We start from the raw sequence: 18775 nt of genomic DNA on the forward strand, positions 1-18775 counted from the left end.
CCACTCGAATCGTTTAGGAGTCTGGACGCTGGCTGTGCACCGCCGGAAAGTGGGCGCCGACCCGGCCGCCGTCTGCCCGGACACCCGCACCGTTGCGGAGTACCCGGCACCGAGGGCCAGTTCCTTCGTGCACCTCCGTCACCGCCCGCACGCGCTTGCGTGCGGGCGCGGGGCGTACCCGCGACGACGCGGGCGCGCATCCGACAGCCAGAAAGGTACGAGTAGATGTCCTCATCGACCCGACGGCGATCTGCCTGGGTGGCCACGGCCACCCTGAGCGCAGCATCGCTGCTGGCCATCTGCGGGATCCAGCCCGCCATGGCCGCCGGCCCGGCCACCATCACGGTGCCGGCCGCCTCGCCCGTCAAGGCCGCCGTGGCCGACGGCGAGTACACCCAGCGGTTCCTCACCATGTACGACAAGCTCAAGGACCCGGCGAACGGGTACTTCAGCCCCCAGGGCATCCCGTACCACTCCGTCGAGACCCTCATCGTCGAGGCGCCCGACTACGGCCACGAGACGACGTCGGAGGCGTACTCCTACTGGGTGTGGCTCGAGGCGCTCTACGGCCAGGTCACCGAGGACTGGGCCCCGTTCAACCACTCGTGGGACACGCTCGAGAAGTACATGATCCCGACGAGCGCGGACCAGCCCACCAACTCGTTCTACAACCCCAACAGCCCGGCGACGTACGCCTCGGAGTTCAACCACCCGAGCAGCTACCCGTCGCAGCTGAACAGCGGCGTGACGTCGGGCAAGGACCCGATCGGCGCGGAGCTGAAGGCCACCTACGGCAACTCCGACGTGTACGGCATGCACTGGCTCGCCGACGTCGACAACAAGTACGGGTTCGGCGCCACCCCGGGAGCGGGCTGCGAGCTCGGCCCGACAGCCACCGGCACGTCCTACATCAACACCTTCCAGCGCGGCCCGCAGGAGTCGGTCTGGGAGACCGTCCCGCAGCCGTCGTGCGAGGAGTTCAAGTACGGCGGCACCAACGGCTACCTGGACCTCTTCACCAAGGACGCCTCGTACGCCAAGCAGTGGAAGTACACCAACGCCCCCGACGCCGACGCGCGTGCGGTCGAGGCCGTCTACTGGGCCAACCAGTGGGCGACCGCGCAGGGCAAGCAGGCGCAGATCGCCGGCACGGTGGCCAAGGCCGCCAAGATGGGCGACTACCTGCGCTACGCGCTGTTCGACAAGTACTTCAAGGCGGTCGGCTGCACCTCGCCGTCGTGCCCCGCCGGCTCCGGCAAGGAGAGCGCGCACGGCCTGCTCTCCTGGTACTACGCGTGGGGCGGCGCGCTCGACTCGTCGGCCGGCTGGGCCTGGCGCATCGGGTCCTCGCATGCGCACTTCGGCTACCAGAACCCGCTCGCGGCCTGGGTGCTGTCCACCGACCCGGCCCTCACGCCGAAGTCGCCGACCGCCAAGTCGGACTGGGCCAGCTCGCTGACCCGCCAGCTCGAGTTCTACAAGTGGCTGCAGGCCCCTGAGGGCGGCATCGCCGGTGGCGCGACCAACAGCTGGGACGGCGCGTACGCCACGCCCCCGGCCGGCACGCCGACCTTCTACGGCATGGGCTACACCGAGGCTCCGGTCTACAACGACCCGCCGTCGAACCAGTGGTTCGGCATGCAGGCGTGGGGCATGCAGCGCGTCGCGGAGCTGTACTACGCGTCGGGCAACGCGCAGGCCAAGGCGATCCTCGACAAGTGGGCCCCGTGGGCCGCGGCCAACATCACGGTCTCGGGCTCCACGTGGTCCGTCCCGTCGGAGCTGACCTGGACCGGCAAGCCGGACACCTGGAACGCTGCGAGCCCGGGTTCCAACTCGGGTCTCAAGGTCGTCGTCAAGAGCAGCGGCCAGGACGTCGGCGTCGCCGGCGACACCGCCCGCACGCTCCTGTTCTACGCCGCCAAGTCGGGGAACACCGCCATCCAGGCCAAGGTCAAGGCCCTGCTCGACGCCATCTGGGCCTCGAACCAGGACCCGCTGGGCGTCAGCGCGCCGGAGACCCGCACGGACTTCGGCCGGTTCGACGACACGTACGTCGCGGGCGGCAACGGGGTCTACATCCCGGCCGGCTGGACGGGCACGATGCCCAACGGCGACGTCATCAAGCCGGGCGTCTCGTTCCTGGACATCCGCTCCTGGTACAAGCAGGACCCCCAGTGGTCCAAGGTCCAGGCGTACCTGGACGGCGGCGCCGCGCCGACGTTCACCTTCCACCGGTTCTGGGCCCAGACGGCCATCGCCGGGGCCATGGCGGACTACGACCGGCTGTTCTCGACGCCCGCCCCGACCGACACGGTCGCGCCGAGCGTCCCGACCGGTCTGCTCGTCGGCACGACCACTGCGACGTCGGCCACGATCTCGTGGACGGCCTCGACGGACAACACGGGTGGCTCCGGCGTCGCCGGGTACGACGTCTACCGGGGTGGCGCGCTGGTCGGCTCCTCGACCACCACGTCGTACACCGACACCGGCCTGACCGCGTCGACGGCGTACTCGTACACCGTCCGGGCCAAGGACGTGGCGGGCAACGTGTCCGCCGCCTCGTCGGCCCTCGCGGTCACCACCAGGGCGACGCCCACCGACACGGTCGCGCCGAGCGTCCCCACGGGCCTCGCCGCGAGCGCGGTCACCCAGAACAGCCTCACGCTGAGCTGGGCGGCGTCGACCGACAACTCGGGCGGCTCCGGCCTGGCCGGGTACGACGTCTACCGGGGCGCGACGAAGGTCGGCTCCACCACGACGACGTCGTACTCCGACACCGGCCTCACGGCGGCGACGGCGTACTCGTACACCGTGCGCTCGCGTGACGTGGCGGGGAACATCTCCGCGGCGTCGAGCGCGCTGTCGGTGACGACGCTGCCGGCCACCACGGTGGACACGATCGCCCCGTCGGTGCCTGCGGGCCTCGTCGCGACGACGGTCACGGAGACCAGCGTCGCCCTCACGTGGACCGCGTCCACGGACACGGGCGGCTCGGGCCTCGCCGGGTACGACGTCTACCGGGGGACCACCAAGGTCGGCACGCCGGCCACGGCGTCCTACACGGACAGCGGCCTCACGGCGGCGACGGCGTACCAGTACACCGTCCGGGCACGGGACAACGCGGGCAACGTCTCCGCCGCGTCCTCGGCCCTGTCGGTGACCACCAAGTCCCCGACGACGACCAGCTCCTGCAAGGTGGCCTACACCGCCAGCAGCTGGAACACGGGCTTCACGGCCTCCGTCAAGGTGACCAACACCGGCACGACGGCCCTCAACGGCTGGACCCTCGGGTTCACGTTCGCGAACGGCCAGAAGGTCACGCAGGGCTGGAGCGCCGACTGGTCGCAGTCGGGCACGGCGGTCACCGCCAAGAACGCGGCGTGGAACGGCACCCTCGGTGCCGGGCAGAGCACCGACATCGGGTTCAACGGCTCCCACACGGGGACCAACACCAACCCGACGGCGTTCACGCTCAACGGCGCCACCTGCACGATCGGCTAGCGCACCGACGACGGGCCGGTCCTCCGCGGAGGGCCGGCCCGTCCTGCGCGGGGTAGGGAAAACCCCACCGCGTGCTGGTGGGTGGTCAGGCTGTCAGCCGGTCGCCCCGGACCCCTAGCGTCACTGTCATGACCTCACCGACGTCCCCGGGCAGCGTGTCCGACGACCTGCGCGTCGTCGCCCCCGCGTTCACCGACCTGCGCGCTCTCGCCGCGGCCCCCGTGTCGGTGGCGACGTGGCGGGGGATCTCGCAGCTCGTCGTCGGATCCGTCGTCCTCCTGGTCGCCGCGATCGGGCTGGTCGTCGCCCTGTCCTTGTCCCTGTCGCTCGTCGCGCTCCTGGTCGGCATCCCGATGCTCGTCGCCACCCTGTGGGTGGGCCGGCCGTTCGCCCAGCTCGAGCGGACGCGGCTGGAGGCCCAGCTGGCGGTCGAGATCTCGGCGCCGACCTACCCTCGGCGCGACGGGGTGTGGGCCTCGTGGTGGGCGATCCTGTCCGACAGTCGCACCTGGGCGCACTCGGCCTACGTGGTGGTCGCGGGCCTGCTCCTCACGGTCCAGAGCGTCCTGGTCACCGTCGCCGGCGGGTTCGCGCTCGGCTGCCTGGTCTACCCGGTGATCGCTGCGACCAACGGGCTCACCCATCCGCCCTTCCCGCTGATCCTCATGGTCCCGGCCGGGCTCGCGTGCGCCTGGATCGCCGCCCTGGCCACCCAGGCCGGGTCCCTCGCGATCGTCCGGATCGGGCGGTCCCTGCTGGGGGCCTCCGCACGGGCCGAGGCGCTCGAGGCGGCGCGGCAGGCACAGGCCAGGGCCGCGCAGGCCGAGGGGCGTGCGGTCCAGCTGACCGAGACCCGCACCGCCGCCGTGGGCGCCGCCGACGACGAGCGCCGCCGCATCGAGCGGGACCTGCACGACGGCGCGCAACAGCGGCTGGTCGCGCTCGGCGTCGAGCTGGGCACCGCCCGCCGGAAGGTGTCGAGCGACCCCGAGGCCGCCGCCGCGCTGGAGCACGCGCACCGCGAGGTCAAGGAGACGCTCGCCGAGCTGCGCGACCTGGTCCGCGGCATCCATCCCGCCGTGCTCACCGACCGCGGGCTCGACGCCGCCCTGTCCGCCCTGGCCGCCCGCAGCCCGGTCCCGGTCCGTGTCGACGTGCCCGACCCACCGGCCCTCAGCCGCGCCAGCACGTCCGCGCAGGCCGCCGCCTACTTCGTGGTCGCCGAGGCCCTCACCAACGCCGCCAAGCATGCCGACGCCCAGCAGGTGACGGTCACCGCCACCGTGAGCCCGGACGCCCTCCTGCAGATCGTCATCGCCGACGACGGCCGTGGGGGAGCGACCGCGACACCCGGCAGCGGGCTCGACGGACTGCGCAGCCGTGTCGCCGCCCTCGACGGCACGTTCGACCTGGACAGCCCGGCCGGAGCCGGCACCCGACTCACCGTGGAGGTGCCGTGCGCATCGTGATCGCCGAAGACTCGGTCCTGCTGCTCGACGGCCTGACCAGGCTGCTCGAGGCGGAAGGGCACGAGGTCACCGGCTACACCACCGCCGACGAGGTCGTCGCCGCCCTCGGGCCCGACGACGAGCTCCCCGACGTGCTGGTCACCGACGTCCGGATGCCTCCGTCGCACACCGACGAGGGCCTGCGGGCCGCGGTGCACCTGCGCAGCCTGCACAAGAAGCTGCCCGTTCTCGTCCTGTCGCAGTACGTCGAGCAGCGGTACGCCCGCGAGCTCTTCGCGGGGGACGTGCGCGGCCTCGGCTACGTGCTCAAGGACCGGGTGGCCGACGTGGACGAGTTCCTCGACGCGCTCGGCCGCGTGGCCGCCGGCGGCACGGTGATCGACCCCGAGGTCGTCGCCCAGATCCTCGCCCGGACCCGCCGTTCGGGCCTCGAGACCCTCACCCCGCGCGAGCGGGACGTGCTCGGTCTCATGGCGGAGGGCCGCTCCAACGCCGCCATCGCCGACCGCCTCGTCGTCGGCCTGCCGGCGGTCGAGAAGCACGTGACCTCCATCCTCACCAAGCTCGACCTCCCGCAGGCCGCCGACGACCACCGCCGCGTGCTCGCCGTGCTGCGCTGGTTGGAGCACGAACCCACGAACGGAGAACGACCATGACCACCACCCTGGAGCGGCCGGCCGCCCCCGCGGGTCCGACACCGCGCAGCCCCGGCGCACGCGCGCTGACCTGGACCGGCGCGATCGTCGGCGGCCTCCTGCTGGTCTCCGCCGGCTTCAGCGCCCTCGACCTGCTCGTCATGGGGTCCGACGACGCGACCACCCGCTCCGAGAGCGCCGACTACGCGGCCGCGCCGGTGGTCGAGCTGGTCGCCGACGGCCAGATCACCGTGACCACCGGCGGCGACCGCGTCGAGGTGGAGCGCACCGCGACCACGGCGCTCACCCGCGCGCACTACTCGGTCGACGAGCTGGCCGACCGGCTGCGGGTGCAGTACCGCTGCGACTGGTGGCGGCCCGGCTTCTGCGCGACCTCGCTGGACGTCACGGTGCCGGACGGCACGTCGGTGATCATCCGCGCCCGCGACGGCGGCGTCACCGCGACCGGCCTGAGCGGCCCGCTCGACGTCCACCAGAGCGACGGGGAGTCGTCCGTGTCGGACATCGACGGGGACGTGAGCATCCGCACGAGCGACGGCCGCACCGACGTCAGCGACATCCGCGGCTCGGTCTACGCGAGCTCCGCGGACGGCTCGATCACGGTCTCGGACGTCTCTGGCTCGGTCACCACCCGCACCAGCGACGGCCGCACCGACATCTCGGAGGTGCAGGGGGACGTGGATGCCATGGCGAGCGACGGCGACGTGACGGTGTACGGGACGGGGGAGCCCGTGGCGCTGGACATCTCCACGGCCGACGGCCGGCAGACGGTCGAGGGCCAGGTCGACCCGACCTCGTCCACCCACGTGCGGATCCGCACCAGCGACGGCAGCGCGGCGTACCTGCGACCACGCGGCTGAGCGCACGAGAAGGGCCCCTGATCAGCAGATCTGCTGATCAGGGGCCTTTCTCGTCTGTCGGGGTGGCGGGATTCGAACCCACGACCTCTTCGTCCCGAACGAAGCGCGCTACCAAGCTGCGCCACACCCCGTGGAGCCTGGCAAGGATAGCCGACGACCCCGGTTGCGACGAAACCGGATCAGGGAGCGACGAGTGTGAGGAGCGTCGCCTCGGGCCGGCACGCGAACCGCACGGGCGCGTACGGCGACGTGCCGAGACCCGCGGACACGTGCATCCACGTGGAGCCCGCACCCCCGGGCTGGTCCGGACGCGGACCGGGCCAGCCGTGCAGGCCCTTGGCGCGGCGGGTGTCCAGGTCGCAGTTGGTCACCAGGGCGCCCCAGAACGGCAGGGCGAGCTGTCCGCCGTGCGTGTGCCCGGCGATCGCCAGGTCCACGTCGTCCGCGTGCAGCTGGTCCAGGACGCGGCGGTACGGCGCGTGCGTGACGCCCAGGTGCAGGTCCACCGGGGTCGACCCGGTGCGGGCGTCGTCGTCACCGCCGGCCGAAGGGAACCGGTCGCGGTCGAGGTGCGCGTCGTCGGTGCCGACGAGCGAGAGCACGCGGCCGTCGACCTTGAGCACGTCCCGGCGGTTGGTGAGGTCGATCCAGCCCGCCGACCGGAACCGGGCGGTGAGCTCGCGCCAGGGCAGCTCCGCCGGGCGTCCGGCGGTCCGACGGCGGGCGTCGGGGAGCAGGTACCGGGCCGGGTTCTTGGGCGTCGGCGCGATGTAGTCGTTGGAGCCGAGCACGAACGCACCGGGCACCGCGAGGTGCGGCTCCAGCGCCTCGAGCAGCGCCGGCATCGCGTCGAGGTGGGCCCAGTTGTCGCCCGTGTTCACCACGAGGTGCGGGTCCAGCGACGCCAGGTCGCGCACCCAGTCGACCTTCCTGCGCTGGCCCGGCGTCAGGTGCAGGTCGGAGATGTGCAGGACGCGCAGGGGGTCCTGACCGGCCGGGAGCACCGGGACGGTGACCTCGCGCAGCGTGTACCAGCGGACCTCGATCAGCGAGGCGTACGCGAGCGCGCCCGCACCGGCCAGCGCGACGGCGCCGGCGGTGCGGGCGAGCGTGCGGCCGGCGCCGTCCGTCACGGGTTGCGGCCGCGGTTGTCAGGCGGTCCCTGCCCCTGCCCCTGCCCCGGCTGGTTCGGATCGACCGGTGCCACGGGCGGCTGCCCGTTGGACAGGGTCAGCTGCACGTAGGAGCCCCGCACGGCGGTGCCGGACGGACTCTGGGAGACGACCGCCCCGGCCGGGAGCGCGGAGGGCACCTGCGCGGGAGCGACCGACGCACGGAACCCGGCAGCGGAGAGCCGGTTGCGTGCGTCCGCCTCGCTGAGGCCGACGACGGACGGCACGGCCACCTTCTCGCCGAACACCTCCTTGTCACCGGGTGCCGGGAAGTCGCCGTTGGGCGCGCCGGAGAGCGCCTGGGTCATGAACCGGCTCCAGGTCGGGGCCGCGATGGTCGCGCCGTACGCGTACCGGACCTTCTTGCCGGCGATCGTGATGTTCTGCACCGGGCGCATGCCGTCGGAGTAGCCGACCCACACCGCGGCGGCACGCAGCGGCGAGTAGCCCACGAACCACGTGTGCTCGTTGTGGCTGGTGGTCCCGGTCTTGCCGGCGGTCGGGAACGGGGGCGGCGTGACGCCGTCGGCCGTGCCCTGCCAGACGTTGCGCAGCGCGAACGTCAGGGCGCTCGTGTACTTGGGGTCGATCACCGGGCTGCAGTTGGCGCTCGGCACCGCCAGCTCGACACCGTCGGCGTCGATCACGCTGGTGATGGCGATGGGCGTGCAGTACGTGCCGTTGGCGGCGAACGTGGCGAACGCGGCGGCCATCGACAGCGGGGCGATCGAGTTGCTCCCGATCACGTTGGCGGGGTACGGGTCCGCGGTGCCCTCGCCCGACTTGCCGCCGGCCTTGTGGATCCCGATCTGCGCGGCGCCGTCCATGATCCCGCAGAGGTCGAGCTGCATGGCCATGGTCAGGTACGCCAGGTTGACCGAGTTCTTGGTGGCGTCCAGCACGGTCATCGTCTTGCCGTTGCCCTCGGCGTTGCCGGGGGTCCACTTCTCGTTGCGGCCCTTGGCGCCGCACGAGGTGAACATGTTCTGGTTCAGGGGCCGCACGCTGCCGTCGACCGTCTCCTGGAGGCTGTGCCCCTGCTTGAGCCACTCGAGGAGGGTGAACGGCTTGAACGTCGAGCCGGGCGGGAAGCCCGACGCGCCGCCGTAGGCGTTGTCGGTGTTGAAGTTGACCGGCGTCTCGCGGTCCCCGTGCTCGGCCACCGCGGTGTAGAGGCGGTTCTGCGCCATCGCGGTGATCTTCCCGGTGCCGGGCTCGACGACGACGATGGAGCTGGCCACGCCCGAGGGGTCGTCGACGGGGATGCCGTTCTTGACCTCGGCGTCGGCGATGGCCTGCTCGCCGGGCTGCAGCGTGGTGGTGATCGTGAGGCCACCGCGGTAGAGGCGCTTGATGCGGTCGTTCTTGGTCTCACCGAACGCCGGGTCGTTGCCGATGACCTTGGTGACGTAGTCGCAGAAGTAGCCGGAGCCGGGCACCACGTCGCCCGCGGTCATGCAGCCTTGCTTGAGCGGCGAGGGGTGGAGGGTGGCTGCCAGCGGGGTGGCGCGGCCGGCCTCGTACTCGGCCTCCGTGATGAACTTCTGCTCGTACATGAGCTTGAGCACGCGGTTGCGCCGCTCCTGCGAGGCCTCGGGGTTCAGCACCGGGTCCCACTTGGTCGGGCTCTGCGTGACGCCGGCGATCGTGGCGGCCTCGAGGTAGTTCAGGTCCTTCGCGGGCTTGGTGAAGTAGTACTGCGCAGCCGACTCGGCGCCGTAGACCGAGGCACCGAACGGCGCGATGTTCAGGTACTTCTCGAGGATCTCGTCCTTCGTCATCGTCTTCTCGAGCGCGATGGCGAGCTTGGCCTCGCGCAGCTTGCGCGCGTAGCCCTCGGTGCCGTCGGCCTCGCGCGCCGCCTGGATCGCCTCGAGCTGCTCGGCCTTGGTCTCCTTGGCCAGAGCGGCGTCGATGAGGACGTTCTTGATGTACTGCTGGGTGAGCGTCGAGGCGCCCTGCTGACCGCCGTCGTTGGCCTGGTTCTGCACGAACGCGCGGAGCATGCCCGTGGGGTCGACGCCCGCGTGCTGGTAGAACCGCTTGTCCTCGGTCGCGATCACGGCGTGCTGGAGCATCGGCGAGATCTCGGTGAGAGGCACGACGACACGGTTCTGCTGGTAGAACGTCGCCAGCAGCGTGCCGTCCGCGGCCTTGATGACCGACTTCTCCGGCAGCGTGCCCTGGTCGAGCTCCGTCGGCAGGTCGTCGAACGCGGTGACCGTCAGGTCGGTGACGCCGTTGGCGACCGCGACTCCGGGCAGGACGAGACCGGCGGCGAGCACCCCGCCCACGCCCGCGACGAGCGCGAAGGTGAGCAGGAGGGCCAACGCCTGGAAGACGTTGACCTGTCGGCCGCGCTGGCGCGCAGGGTTCGGCATGCCGTCAGGGTAGTAGGCGCCCCTGTCAGGGCTGCCACGGATCGGGCCGGACGCCCCGACCTGCACGGGACCTGCACATGCTCTCGACGACCGTGACTGCACCCGCTCCGACCCGGTCAAGCGTCCATCTGACGGAATGACCCGAACGGAGTCTCGCCAGAGTGGTCGTCGGAGCGCTAGTTTCCCGGCAGGACTCGGGTGCGGTTGCCACGGCACGCCCCGTCGGCGTGCTCGGGAGGATGCGTGACCACACTCGTGCAGGACACGCACTGGACCGCGCTCGCGGCATGCGGCAAGGGCAAGCTCGCGCCCGACGCGCTGTTCGTCGAGGGGGCCGCCCAGCGCGAGGCCCGCACGGTGTGCACCAGCTGCCCCGTACGGCTCGCCTGCCTGGCGGACGCGCTCGACAACCGCATGGACTTCGGGGTCTGGGGCGGCATGACGGAGCGCGAGCGCCGGGCCCTGCTCCGGCGCCGACCGGAGGTGCGGTCCTGGCGGACCGAGCTGGTCGGGTCGGACGCCGTCGACGGCTCGTGAGAGCGCTCCGACACCGGCGCGTGGCCCTAGGGTGAGCCGCATGGCTACGCAGTGGGAGTACGCGACGATTCCGCTCATCATTCACGCCACCAAGGCGATCCTCGATCAGTGGGGCGCCGACGGGTGGGAGCTCGTGCAGGTGATCCAGGGCCCTGACGCCGGCCTCGTGGCCTACCTCAAGCGGCCCAAGGAGTCCTGATGGGCGCCGCTGCCCGCCTCGCCGAGCTCGGGCTCGAGCTCCCCGAGGTGGCGCTGCCGCTCGCCGCGTACCTGCCGGCTGTGCGGTCCGGGTCCTACGTCTACACCAGTGGGCAGCTGCCCTTCGTGGCGGGGGCCCTGCCGGCCACCGGCAAGGTCGGCGTCGGTGCCGGCCTGGTCACCCCGGAGGACGCCGCCGGCCACGCCCGGACGTCCGCGCTCAACGCGCTCGCGGCTGTCGCCGCGGTCGTCGCCGCCGAGGGTGGGCCGCGGGGCGCCGACGCGCTCGACCGGATCGTGCACGTGGTCAAGGTCGTCGGCTTCGTGGCCAGCGACCCCGCGTTCACCGGCCAGCCGGCCGTCGTCAACGGCGCGAGCCTGCTGCTGCACGCGGTGCTCGGCGACGCCGGCGTGCACGCGCGCTCGGCCGTGGGCGTTGCCGTGCTGCCGATGGACTCGCCGGTCGAGGTCGAGATCGTGGTCGAGCTGGCCTGACCGCGTCAGCGGGCGCGACGCTCCAGTCGCTCCACGTCGAGCAGGACCACCGCGCGGCCCTCGCGGCGCACCCACCCGCGGGCGGCGAAGTCGGCGAGCGCCTTGTTCACGGTCTCCCGCGAGGCACCGACCAGCTGCGCCAGCTCCTCCTGCGTCAGGTCGTGCGCCACGCGGATGCCCTCGTCGACCTTCTCGCCGAAGCGGGTCGACAGGTCGAGCAGCGCCTTGGCGACGCGGCCGGGCACGTCCGAGAAGACCAGGTCGGCGAGCGCCTCGTTGGTCCGGCGCAGCCGGCGGGCGAGCGCCTGGAGCAGGTGCGGCGCCACGGTGGGCTTGTCCTGGAGCCAGCGGATGAGGTCGCTGTGACCGAGCTCGAGCACCACCGCGTCGGCGACGACGGTCGCGGTCGCGGTGCGGGGACCCGGGTCGAACAGGCTGAGCTCGCCGAACATCTCGCCCGGGCCGAGGACGGCCAGGAGGTTCTCGCGTCCGTCGTTGGAGCGTCGGCCCAGCTTGATCTTGCCCTCGCGCACGACGTAGAGCCGGTCGCCCGGCTCACCCTCGTGGAACAGGGCGTCGCCGCGGGCGATGTCGATCGGCTTCATCGACGCGACGAGCGCCTCCGACGACTCCTGGTCGAGCCCGGCGAACAGCGGCGCCGACAGCACGATGTCGTCCTCCACAGGGACCTCACCTCTCTGGCCGCTGACCGGATCGTCCCGGTCGCGGCATCACTCACCTCTGGGTCCAGACGCACCGACTGCTGGTCAGCGGCCTGCGCGGCTCTCAGTCTGCCCCATGGTGGGCGTCATCCGCGGCCCAAGGGCTCGCGAAGCCCGGCGACGACCACCCCGGGGTCCACCGCCAGCCGGGTGATGAGGCGGTCGGTGGCGCGGGTGAGGGCGGCCTCGACGCCCGCGGCGTAGGTGGAGAGCTGTTCGTCCAGTGCGCGCAGCTCGTGCAGGCGGCCCACGTCGGCGCCGACGCCCTCGTCTCCCGCGTCGGCGAGCACCGCGGCGAGCGCCGCCGGGCGCGGGACGTCGAGCCCGACCTCCAGCGGGAGCTGGAACGCGACGTCCTCGCCGAGCGTCTGCGGGCGGGCTGCCTGGGCGACCGCAAGGTCAAGGCGGGCCCGGACCAGCCGACGCCACCAGGTGACCCGGGCGTGCTCCGCACGCAACGCGCGCCGGTCGAGGCGGAGATCACTGACCCGTTGCTCGACGGGGGGCGTCATGCGGACAGGTCCTCCTCAGACGGAAACGTCGGACGGGCTCGATGTCTGGTTTCGGCCCGGTACGGGTCGACCTTGAGCGCGGGTCGCCGTGTGCGCCCCCGAATCACTCCAAGGGAGCAGCACCGGAGGTCAGAGCCTCCCCGAACGGGTGTCGGCACCGGGTCGTACGCTGCCGAGGTGATCGGAGCAGACATCGAGTCGCCCCTTGCCCGCACCCGACGAGCGCGCCGCGTCGACCGTGCCCTGACCGTGCGGTACCCGGACGCGCGCTGCGAGCTGGACTTCACCTCGCCGTTCGAGCTGCTGGTGGCCACGGTGCTCTCGGCGCAGACCACCGACGTCCGCGTGAACCTCACCACGCCGATCCTGTTCGCGCGCTACCCCGACGCGGCCGCGCTCGCGGCGGCCAACCCCGAGGAGCTGGAGGAGATCCTGCGGCCCACGGGGTTCTTCCGGGCCAAGGCCAGGTCGGTCATGGGCCTGTCCCGGGACCTGGTCGAGCGGTTCGGCGGACAGGTGCCGCCTCGGCTGACCGACCTGGTCACGCTGCCCGGCGTCGGGCGCAAGACCGCCAACGTGGTGCTCGGCAACGCGTTCGGCATCCCCGGCATCACCACGGACACCCACGTCATGCGCCTGTCCACGCGGCTCGGCTACACCACCAGCGAGGACCCCGTGGTGGTGGAGAAGGAGCTCGGCGCCCTGCTGCCGCGCAAGGACTGGACCATGGCCTCGCACCGGCTGATCTTCCACGGCCGGCGCACGTGCTTCGCGCGCAAGCCGGCGTGCGGCGCCTGCCCGGTGGCGTCGATGTGCCCGTCGGCCGGCATCGGGGAGCTCGATCCGGTGAAGGCGGCGGCGCTCGTCAAGCCATAGCGGGGACGGTCTCGCGCAGCCAGGCCAGGAGCAGCTCGGTGACGCGGTCCGGGGCCTCCTCGGCGGGGAAGTGCCCCACCTGCGGCAGCAGCTCGAACTGGTAGCGGGACGCGACCAGGGCGGCCGTGTCCTTGGACAAGGTGGCGTGCGACGCCGGGCGGAGCCCGTCCCGGCCCCCGTGCAGCTGGAGCACGGGCAGGGCCCGGGTGTTCTCCTCGAGGTCCGCGTGGTAGCGCCGACCGTCGGGGCGCGGCATCGAGCGGACCAGCCAGCGCAGCTGCTCCATCTGGCTGTGCGCCGCGAACGGCACGCGCGCGGCGGACCGGTACGTCGCCTCGGCGCGGGCGTCCAGCCAGCCGCGCGCGCCGCCCCACTCGTGCAGCAGGCGGGCCACGAGATCGCCCTCCATGAGGGCGCGCTCCGGGAACGACGGGAGCTGGGCGAACGCGAGCCGCCGCAGGGCGGCGGGGCGGACCGCCGCTCGCAGGTGCCCGCGGGTGTCCAGCGGGTGCGGCGCGGCCAGGGCCCCGACCGCGCGGACCCGTTCGGGGTGCAGACCGGCCATCGCCCACGCGATCTCGCCACCCGTGCCGCTGCCGACGACCACCGCGTCCGCGGCACCCAACGACTGGATGACGCCGGCCACGTCCGCCGCCAGCGTGGGGACGTCGTAGCCCTGCGGCGGCTTGTCCGAGCCGCCCGTGCCACGCACGTCCATGGCCGCCACGCGGTACCCCGCGTCGGCGAGGGCGGGGAGCTGGTGCCGCCAGGCCCACCAGAACTGCGGGATGCCGTGCAGCAGGACGACCAGGGGTGCGTCCCGGTCGTCGGGGCCGGCGACAGCCGCGTGGAACCGTGCGCCGTTCGCGGCCACGTAGCGGTGCTCCCAGGGGCCGTCGATGAGGAGCGAGGCGGAGTCGACGGTGCTCATCGGTGCGAACCTACCGGTTCCCGCGCTCGGTGCGGGAGGCTGTCGCCGCCTCCCGGGCGTGATGTCGGTCGCGCTGCGCGAGGGCGCCACCGCCGAGCAGGGCGGCGGCGAGCGACGCGACCAGCACCGAGACGACCACGTGCTCGTCGTGCGGGCTGCCGGCCCCGAACGCCAGCTCGCCCACCAGGAGGGACACGGTGAACCCGATCCCGCCGAGCAGCCCGACCGCGCCGACGTCGGCCCAGCCGAGCCCGGGGGCCAGCGCGGCGCGCGTGAAGCGGGCGACCAGGTACGTGGCGCCGAGGATGCCGATCGGCTTGCCGAGCACCAGGCCCAGGGCAACCCCCTGTGCCACGGGGTCGGCGAAGGTCGTCTGCAGCGCGTCGGCCGTGAGCGTGACCCCGGCGGCGAACAGCGCGAACACCGGCACCGCGATGCCGGCGGACAGCGGGCGCCAGGCGTGCTCCCACCGCTCGGCCAGCGACTCGCTCGGAAGCTCCGTCAGGTGCAGTGCCCGTCGGGTGGCCTCCTGCGTGCCCGGCACGACGAGACCCAGCGCCACGCCGGCGATCGTCGCGTGCACCCCGGACGCGTGCACCGCGGCCCACGCCACCACCCCGAGCGGCACCAGCAGCCACCCGCTGACCCACCCCCGCCGGATGACGAGCGCGAACACGACCACGGTGGCGGCGCCGGCGCCGAGCCAGAGGGCCGAGACGGACTCGGTGTAGACGACCCCGATCACGATGATCGCCAGCAGGTCGTCGACCACGGCGAGCGTGAGCAGGAACGCGCGCAGGGCGTTCGGCAGGCTGCGGCCGACGATCGCGAGGACGGAGACCGCGAACGCGATGTCGGTGGCCGTCGGCACGGCCCAGCCGCGCGCGTTCCCGTCGGCCGCCGTCAGGTTGACGGCCAGGTAGAAGATCGCCGGCACGAGCATGCCGCCGACCGCCGCGACGATGGGCACCACCGCGGTGCTCGGGTTGCGCAGCTCTCCGGCGACGATCTCGCGCTTGAGCTCGAGGCCGACGACGAAGAAGAAGACCGCCAGCAGGCCGTCGGTCGCCCAGGTGGCCAACGTGAGGTCCAGGTGCAGCGCCGCGGGTCCGACGACGGTGTCGGAGACCGCCGTGTAGGACGACGGGTCGACGTTGGCCCAGAGCAGGGCGACGACCGTCCCGGCCAGCAGCAGCGCGCCGCCGACGCGCTCCTCGCGCAGGGTGTCGAGCAGGTTGCGCTCGGAACCGGGGGAGAGGGCGGCGAACAGGCGGCGGGCGGGGGTGGGCACGTGGACCTCCGGGCAGGCGGGAGCGACTGCCGACCAGGCTTCCCGGCACACCTGGGGTCAGGCTAGCGGGCTACGCCTCCGCGGGCTCCGGTAGCTCGGCGCGACCCTCGACGGCGCCGCGGCGGTCCTTCGGCGGGTCGAAGCGGTAGCCGACGTTGCGGACCGTGCCGATGAGCTGCTCGTGCTCGGGCCCGAGCTTGGCGCGCAGGCGTCGGACGTGCACGTCGACCGTCCGGGTGCCTCCGTAGTAGTCGTAGCCCCAGACCTCCTGCAGCAGCTGGGCGCGCGTGAACACGCGGCCGGGGTGCTGCACGAGGTACTTGAGGAGCTCGAACTCCTTGTAGGTGAGGTCCAGGGGCCGCCCGCGCAGGCGAGCGGTGTAGCCGCCGGCGTCGATGGTGAGCTCGCCCGACGAGATCTCCTGCGGGGCGTCGTCGTAGCCCGCGGTGGCCGCGCGCTCCATGACGAGCCGGAAGCGCGTCTCCACCTCGGCCGGGTTGGCCGTCTCCAGGATGATGTCGTCCGCGCCCCACTCGGCGGTGACGACCGTGAGGCCGCCCTCGGTGAGCACGAGGATGAGGGGGACGGTCAGGCCGGTGGCGCGCAGGAGCCGGCACGTGGTCCTGGCGGTGACCAGGTCCCGCCGCGCGTCGAGCACGACGATGTCCGCATCCGGTGCGTCCACGAGAGCCGACGGTTCGACGGGGAGCACACGGACGCGATGGGACAACAGACCGAGGGCCGGGAGCACCTGGGCGGAGCCCCCGGACGCTGGAGTGAGCAGCAGCAGATCTGCCACCTGGAACCTCCCCGCGTGCGAGTGGGGGCCACGGTACCGCGCGCTACGGCCAGGTTGCGCGGCTGTGTCGAGGGCTGGCGTGGCATCCCCCACACGGATGACCTGTAACGCGGGTGAAACGGTGCCGAGATGCGACAATCGGCGGCGTGCTCCTCCCCTCCCTGCAGACCGGTCGCCCGTGCGCGCTCTCGCCGTCGGCGTCCGTGACCCCCGCGGGACGGTAGGAGACCCATGCAGCTCGCCACCCGGGCGGTCGTCACGGCCGTGCTCGCCGCCGCCGTCGCCGTCGCCGGCTACCTCGGCGGCCTCCCGCTGAGCATCACCGCCGCCGTGCTCGCGGTCGTCTTCGCGCTCGGCTGGCCGGCCCTCGCAGGCCTCCCGTTCATCCCGGGCTCCGCCGCCGTGGTCGCGCTCGGGGGAGTCGGGGCCGTCACGGTCGTCCACCTCACCACCACGCAGCCGTACCTGCGGGACCTGCCGGTGGTGTTCGCGGCGGCGATCCTGCTGGCGTTCGTCAACGAGCTCCTGCGTCGCGACGGCCGCACCCGGCTGGTCGAGTCGGTGTCGGGGACCGTCGCCGGGACCCTCGTCGCCGTCGCGGTGTCCGGCTGGGTCGCGATCGGCCGGACCCCCGGGGGCGAGCCGATCGTCGTCGCCGGGGCGCTGGCGCTGGCCGTGGGCTCCGCCGTGGTGGCGCTGCACCTGGCGCCGTGGGTCGGTGCGCTGGTCACGGCGGGCGCGTCGGCCGCTGCCGGCACCCTGGGCGCGCTGCTGCTCCCCGGGATCGATCCCCTCGCCGGTGCGCTGCTGGGCCTCGCGGTCGGCATCCTCGTCGCCACCCTGCACGCGCTCTTCGACCAGCTGCCCTCGCTCGAGCGCCGCTGGCCGTCGCTCGCCGCGGTGACCCTGCCGGTGACGGTGACCGGCATCCTCGTGTACGTCGTCGGCCGGGTCCTGGTGGGCTGACCGTGCCCCGCATCGTCCTCGTCGTCGCCGTGCTTGCCCTGGCCACCGTGCTCGGGCTCTGGTGGCGTGCGCGCAACGGCCGGTACACCGCGGTCGACCCGGCGCTGCTGGCGTCGGCTCCGGCGGACGCCGCCGACGACTCGCGCCTGACCGCGGCCCAGCTGGGTGCTCCGCTCGGCGCCCGGGCCACGTTCGTGCAGTTCTCCAGCGAGGTCTGCGCACCGTGCCGCCGCACCCACGCGGTGCTCGCGCAGCTGGTGTCCGAGCGCGAGGGCCTCTCACACGTCGAGATGGACGTGGTCGAGCACCTCGATCTCGTGCGACGCTTCGGCATCATGCGCACCCCGACCACGCTCCTGCTCGACGCCGACGGCGTCGTGGTCGGTCGCATGTCCGGTGCCACCGACCGTCGCCACGCGCTCGCTGCGCTCGAGGCGTCGTGTCCGGGCGGGGTCCCCGCCGTCTGACGCCGCGCTCCTCCGGGGGGCGACTGCCGGCCGTGCGGTGATCCCGGCCGACGGACCCCCACCCCCTCGCACGACCCCAGGAGCCCCCATGAGCACGCCCGTACGCACTGACGCCCCCGCCGGCATCGATCCCCGCGGCCCGCGCTTCGGCGCCGCCGTCACCCTCGTCCTGCTCGTCGCCGTGCTGCTGCTCGGCACCACCCCCGCGGCCTACGTGGTCCTCGCGGTGGTCGTCGCGAGCTTCGCGCTCGGGGCGTTCGGCGGCATCGGCCGCACCTGGCAGGGCTGGGTGTTCAAGAAGGTCGTCCGCCCGCGCCTGGCGCCGCCGACCGAGCTCGAGGACCCCCGCCCGCCGACGTTCGCGCAGCTGGTCGGCCTGCTCATCACCGGCGCCGGTCTGGTGCTCGGGCTCGCCGGCGTGAGCGCCGCCGTGCCCGTCGCGGCCGCGTTCGCCCTGGTGGCGGCGTTCCTCAACGCGGTGTTCGGCCTGTGCCTCGGGTGCGAGCTGTACCTGCTCGGCCTGCGCGTGCGCTCGGGCCGGACCGCCTAGTAGACGACCGCCTGCGCGCGCTCCGCGAGCGACTCCTCGACGAACACGGCGGCGCCCGCGATCCGGACGCCGGGCAGCACGTCGTCCGGCCCGATGCCCCGGCGCGCGGCGCACTGCGTGCACACGGTCACGCGACCCCCCTCGAGCACCAGGTCCAGCAGCTCGGCGAGCGGGGTCGCGTGCTCGAGCACCAGGTCGCCCGCGCGCTCCGGCAGGGCGAACCACGCCGACTCGCCCGTGAGCCAGAGGCTGACCTCGGCGCCGGCAGCGACCGCCGCGGCGGCCACCGTGAAGGCCTGGTTGGTGGCCTCCGGGCGCTCGGTGCCGGACGTGGTCTTGATCACGAGGGGGCGTGGCGTGGGGGTCATCGGAACAGGTTAGGGGTGCGC

At 73.0% G+C, this 18775-nt stretch carries 19 protein-coding genes and 1 tRNA gene; 11 read left to right on the forward strand and 9 right to left on the reverse strand.

The window, feature by feature from the left end:
* Positions 1-225: 225 nt before the first annotated feature.
* From ASD18_RS05320 to ASD18_RS05335, 4 genes are all read left to right on the forward strand, one after another.
* Positions 226-3504: a glycoside hydrolase family 48 protein gene (locus ASD18_RS05320; protein ID WP_056087684.1), complete on the forward strand. Its 3279-nt coding sequence runs from the start codon at positions 226-228 to the stop codon at positions 3502-3504.
* Positions 3505-3632: 128 nt separating this feature from the next.
* Positions 3633-4973, forward strand: coding sequence for a sensor histidine kinase (locus ASD18_RS05325; RefSeq protein WP_056087687.1), 1341 nt, complete (start codon positions 3633-3635; stop codon positions 4971-4973).
* Complete coding sequence (locus ASD18_RS05330) at positions 4961-5629, forward strand: response regulator transcription factor (RefSeq protein WP_056087691.1); 669 nt, start codon at positions 4961-4963, stop codon at positions 5627-5629. Before ASD18_RS05325 ends, ASD18_RS05330 begins: the two co-directional genes overlap by 13 nt.
* Complete coding sequence (locus ASD18_RS05335) at positions 5626-6489, forward strand: DUF4097 family beta strand repeat-containing protein (protein ID WP_056087694.1); 864 nt, start codon at positions 5626-5628, stop codon at positions 6487-6489. Before ASD18_RS05330 ends, ASD18_RS05335 begins: the two co-directional genes overlap by 4 nt.
* A gap of 57 nt (positions 6490-6546) precedes the next feature.
* Here ASD18_RS05335 and ASD18_RS05340 read toward each other — a convergent pair.
* From ASD18_RS05340 to ASD18_RS05350, 3 genes are all read right to left on the reverse strand, one after another.
* Positions 6547-6620: transfer RNA gene (locus tag ASD18_RS05340), tRNA-Pro, on the reverse strand.
* A 48-nt stretch (positions 6621-6668) separates the two neighbouring features.
* Positions 6669-7622 (reverse strand): metallophosphoesterase, encoded by a 954-nt coding sequence (locus tag ASD18_RS05345; protein ID WP_056087697.1) that lies wholly within the window; start codon positions 7620-7622, stop codon positions 6669-6671.
* Positions 7619-10042 (reverse strand): transglycosylase domain-containing protein, encoded by a 2424-nt coding sequence (locus ASD18_RS05350; RefSeq protein WP_082573547.1) that lies wholly within the window; start codon positions 10040-10042, stop codon positions 7619-7621. The genes ASD18_RS05345 and ASD18_RS05350 overlap by 4 nt, the downstream gene beginning before the upstream one ends.
* 243 nt (positions 10043-10285) lie before the next feature.
* Here ASD18_RS05350 and ASD18_RS05355 point away from each other — a divergent pair, with 243 nt between their 5' ends.
* From ASD18_RS05355 to ASD18_RS05360, 3 genes are read left to right on the forward strand one after another with little or no spacing between them, the layout of a single operon-like run.
* Positions 10286-10579, forward strand: a complete 294-nt coding sequence (locus ASD18_RS05355; protein ID WP_369817249.1) for a WhiB family transcriptional regulator — start codon at positions 10286-10288, stop codon at positions 10577-10579.
* Between the two features lie 40 nt (positions 10580-10619).
* Complete coding sequence (locus ASD18_RS20990; protein ID WP_146925896.1) at positions 10620-10778, forward strand: DUF4177 domain-containing protein; 159 nt, start codon at positions 10620-10622, stop codon at positions 10776-10778.
* Positions 10778-11272: a RidA family protein gene (locus ASD18_RS05360; RefSeq protein WP_056087700.1), complete on the forward strand. Its 495-nt coding sequence runs from the start codon at positions 10778-10780 to the stop codon at positions 11270-11272. The genes ASD18_RS20990 and ASD18_RS05360 overlap by 1 nt, the downstream gene beginning before the upstream one ends.
* Positions 11273-11277: 5 nt before the next feature.
* Here the strand turns inward: ASD18_RS05360 and ASD18_RS05365 are convergent, their stop codons facing one another.
* Positions 11278-11955 (reverse strand): Crp/Fnr family transcriptional regulator, encoded by a 678-nt coding sequence (locus ASD18_RS05365; protein ID WP_056087703.1) that lies wholly within the window; start codon positions 11953-11955, stop codon positions 11278-11280.
* A 125-nt stretch (positions 11956-12080) separates the two neighbouring features.
* Positions 12081-12506 carry a hypothetical protein gene (locus ASD18_RS05370; RefSeq protein ID WP_056087706.1) on the reverse strand — a complete coding sequence of 142 codons (426 nt, stop codon included), beginning with the start codon at positions 12504-12506 and terminating at the stop codon, positions 12081-12083.
* Between the two features lie 177 nt (positions 12507-12683).
* Here ASD18_RS05370 and nth point away from each other — a divergent pair, with 177 nt between their 5' ends.
* Positions 12684-13382: an endonuclease III gene (gene nth / locus ASD18_RS05375; protein WP_235522269.1), complete on the forward strand. Its 699-nt coding sequence runs from the start codon at positions 12684-12686 to the stop codon at positions 13380-13382.
* On the opposite strand, the gene ASD18_RS05380 is transcribed toward nth, so the two are convergent.
* From ASD18_RS05380 to ASD18_RS05390, 3 genes are all read right to left on the reverse strand, one after another.
* On the reverse strand, positions 13372-14313 hold the full coding sequence (locus ASD18_RS05380; RefSeq protein ID WP_056087708.1) for an alpha/beta fold hydrolase: 942 nt from the start codon (positions 14311-14313) through the stop codon (positions 13372-13374). The genes nth and ASD18_RS05380 overlap by 11 nt on opposite strands.
* A gap of 10 nt (positions 14314-14323) precedes the next feature.
* Positions 14324-15604, reverse strand: a complete 1281-nt coding sequence (nhaA, locus tag ASD18_RS05385) for a Na+/H+ antiporter NhaA (RefSeq protein WP_056087710.1) — start codon at positions 15602-15604, stop codon at positions 14324-14326.
* Between the two features lie 70 nt (positions 15605-15674).
* On the reverse strand, positions 15675-16403 hold the full coding sequence (locus ASD18_RS05390; RefSeq protein ID WP_056087713.1) for a response regulator transcription factor: 729 nt from the start codon (positions 16401-16403) through the stop codon (positions 15675-15677).
* A 231-nt stretch (positions 16404-16634) separates the two neighbouring features.
* Here ASD18_RS05390 and ASD18_RS05395 point away from each other — a divergent pair, with 231 nt between their 5' ends.
* The 3 genes from ASD18_RS05395 (at position 16635) to ASD18_RS05405 (ending at position 18386) form a co-directional block, all read left to right on the forward strand.
* The gene (locus tag ASD18_RS05395) at positions 16635-17369 is read left to right on the forward strand and encodes a hypothetical protein (RefSeq protein ID WP_056087716.1); all 735 of its coding nucleotides are present in this window, start codon (positions 16635-16637) and stop codon (positions 17367-17369) included.
* A gap of 2 nt (positions 17370-17371) precedes the next feature.
* The gene (locus ASD18_RS05400; protein WP_056087719.1) at positions 17372-17836 is read left to right on the forward strand and encodes a thioredoxin family protein; all 465 of its coding nucleotides are present in this window, start codon (positions 17372-17374) and stop codon (positions 17834-17836) included.
* A gap of 88 nt (positions 17837-17924) precedes the next feature.
* Positions 17925-18386 carry a DUF4395 domain-containing protein gene (locus tag ASD18_RS05405; RefSeq protein ID WP_056087722.1) on the forward strand — a complete coding sequence of 154 codons (462 nt, stop codon included), beginning with the start codon at positions 17925-17927 and terminating at the stop codon, positions 18384-18386.
* On the opposite strand, the gene ASD18_RS05410 is transcribed toward ASD18_RS05405, so the two are convergent.
* Positions 18383-18754 carry a DsrE family protein gene (locus tag ASD18_RS05410; RefSeq protein WP_056087725.1) on the reverse strand — a complete coding sequence of 124 codons (372 nt, stop codon included), beginning with the start codon at positions 18752-18754 and terminating at the stop codon, positions 18383-18385. The two genes, ASD18_RS05405 and ASD18_RS05410, sit on opposite strands and share 4 nt — an antisense overlap.
* Positions 18755-18775: the final 21 nt, after the last annotated feature.

This window comes from Cellulomonas sp. Root137, assembly GCF_001426725.1.
Taxonomy (GTDB): Bacteria; Actinomycetota; Actinomycetes; order Actinomycetales; family Cellulomonadaceae; genus Cellulomonas.

What these genes read in the sequence shown, in the direction of transcription:
- ASD18_RS05395 (WP_056087716.1), top strand. Translation starts at nt 16,635, where the DNA reads ATGCAGCTCGCCACCCGGGCGGTCGTCACGGCCGTGCTCGCCGCCGCC.
- ASD18_RS20990 (WP_146925896.1), top strand. Translation starts at nt 10,620, where the DNA reads ATGGCTACGCAGTGGGAGTACGCGACGATTCCGCTCATCATTCACGCC.
- ASD18_RS05320 (WP_056087684.1), top strand. Translation starts at nt 226, where the DNA reads ATGTCCTCATCGACCCGACGGCGATCTGCCTGGGTGGCCACGGCCACC.
- ASD18_RS05370 (WP_056087706.1), bottom strand. Translation starts at nt 12,506, where the DNA reads ATGACGCCCCCCGTCGAGCAACGGGTCAGTGATCTCCGCCTCGACCGG.
- ASD18_RS05325 (WP_056087687.1), top strand. Translation starts at nt 3,633, where the DNA reads ATGACCTCACCGACGTCCCCGGGCAGCGTGTCCGACGACCTGCGCGTC.
- ASD18_RS05360 (WP_056087700.1), top strand. Translation starts at nt 10,778, where the DNA reads ATGGGCGCCGCTGCCCGCCTCGCCGAGCTCGGGCTCGAGCTCCCCGAG.
- ASD18_RS05335 (WP_056087694.1), top strand. Translation starts at nt 5,626, where the DNA reads ATGACCACCACCCTGGAGCGGCCGGCCGCCCCCGCGGGTCCGACACCG.
- ASD18_RS05410 (WP_056087725.1), bottom strand. Translation starts at nt 18,754, where the DNA reads ATGACCCCCACGCCACGCCCCCTCGTGATCAAGACCACGTCCGGCACC.
- ASD18_RS05380 (WP_056087708.1), bottom strand. Translation starts at nt 14,313, where the DNA reads ATGAGCACCGTCGACTCCGCCTCGCTCCTCATCGACGGCCCCTGGGAG.
- ASD18_RS05350 (WP_082573547.1), bottom strand. Translation starts at nt 10,042, where the DNA reads ATGCCGAACCCTGCGCGCCAGCGCGGCCGACAGGTCAACGTCTTCCAG.
- ASD18_RS05405 (WP_056087722.1), top strand. Translation starts at nt 17,925, where the DNA reads ATGAGCACGCCCGTACGCACTGACGCCCCCGCCGGCATCGATCCCCGC.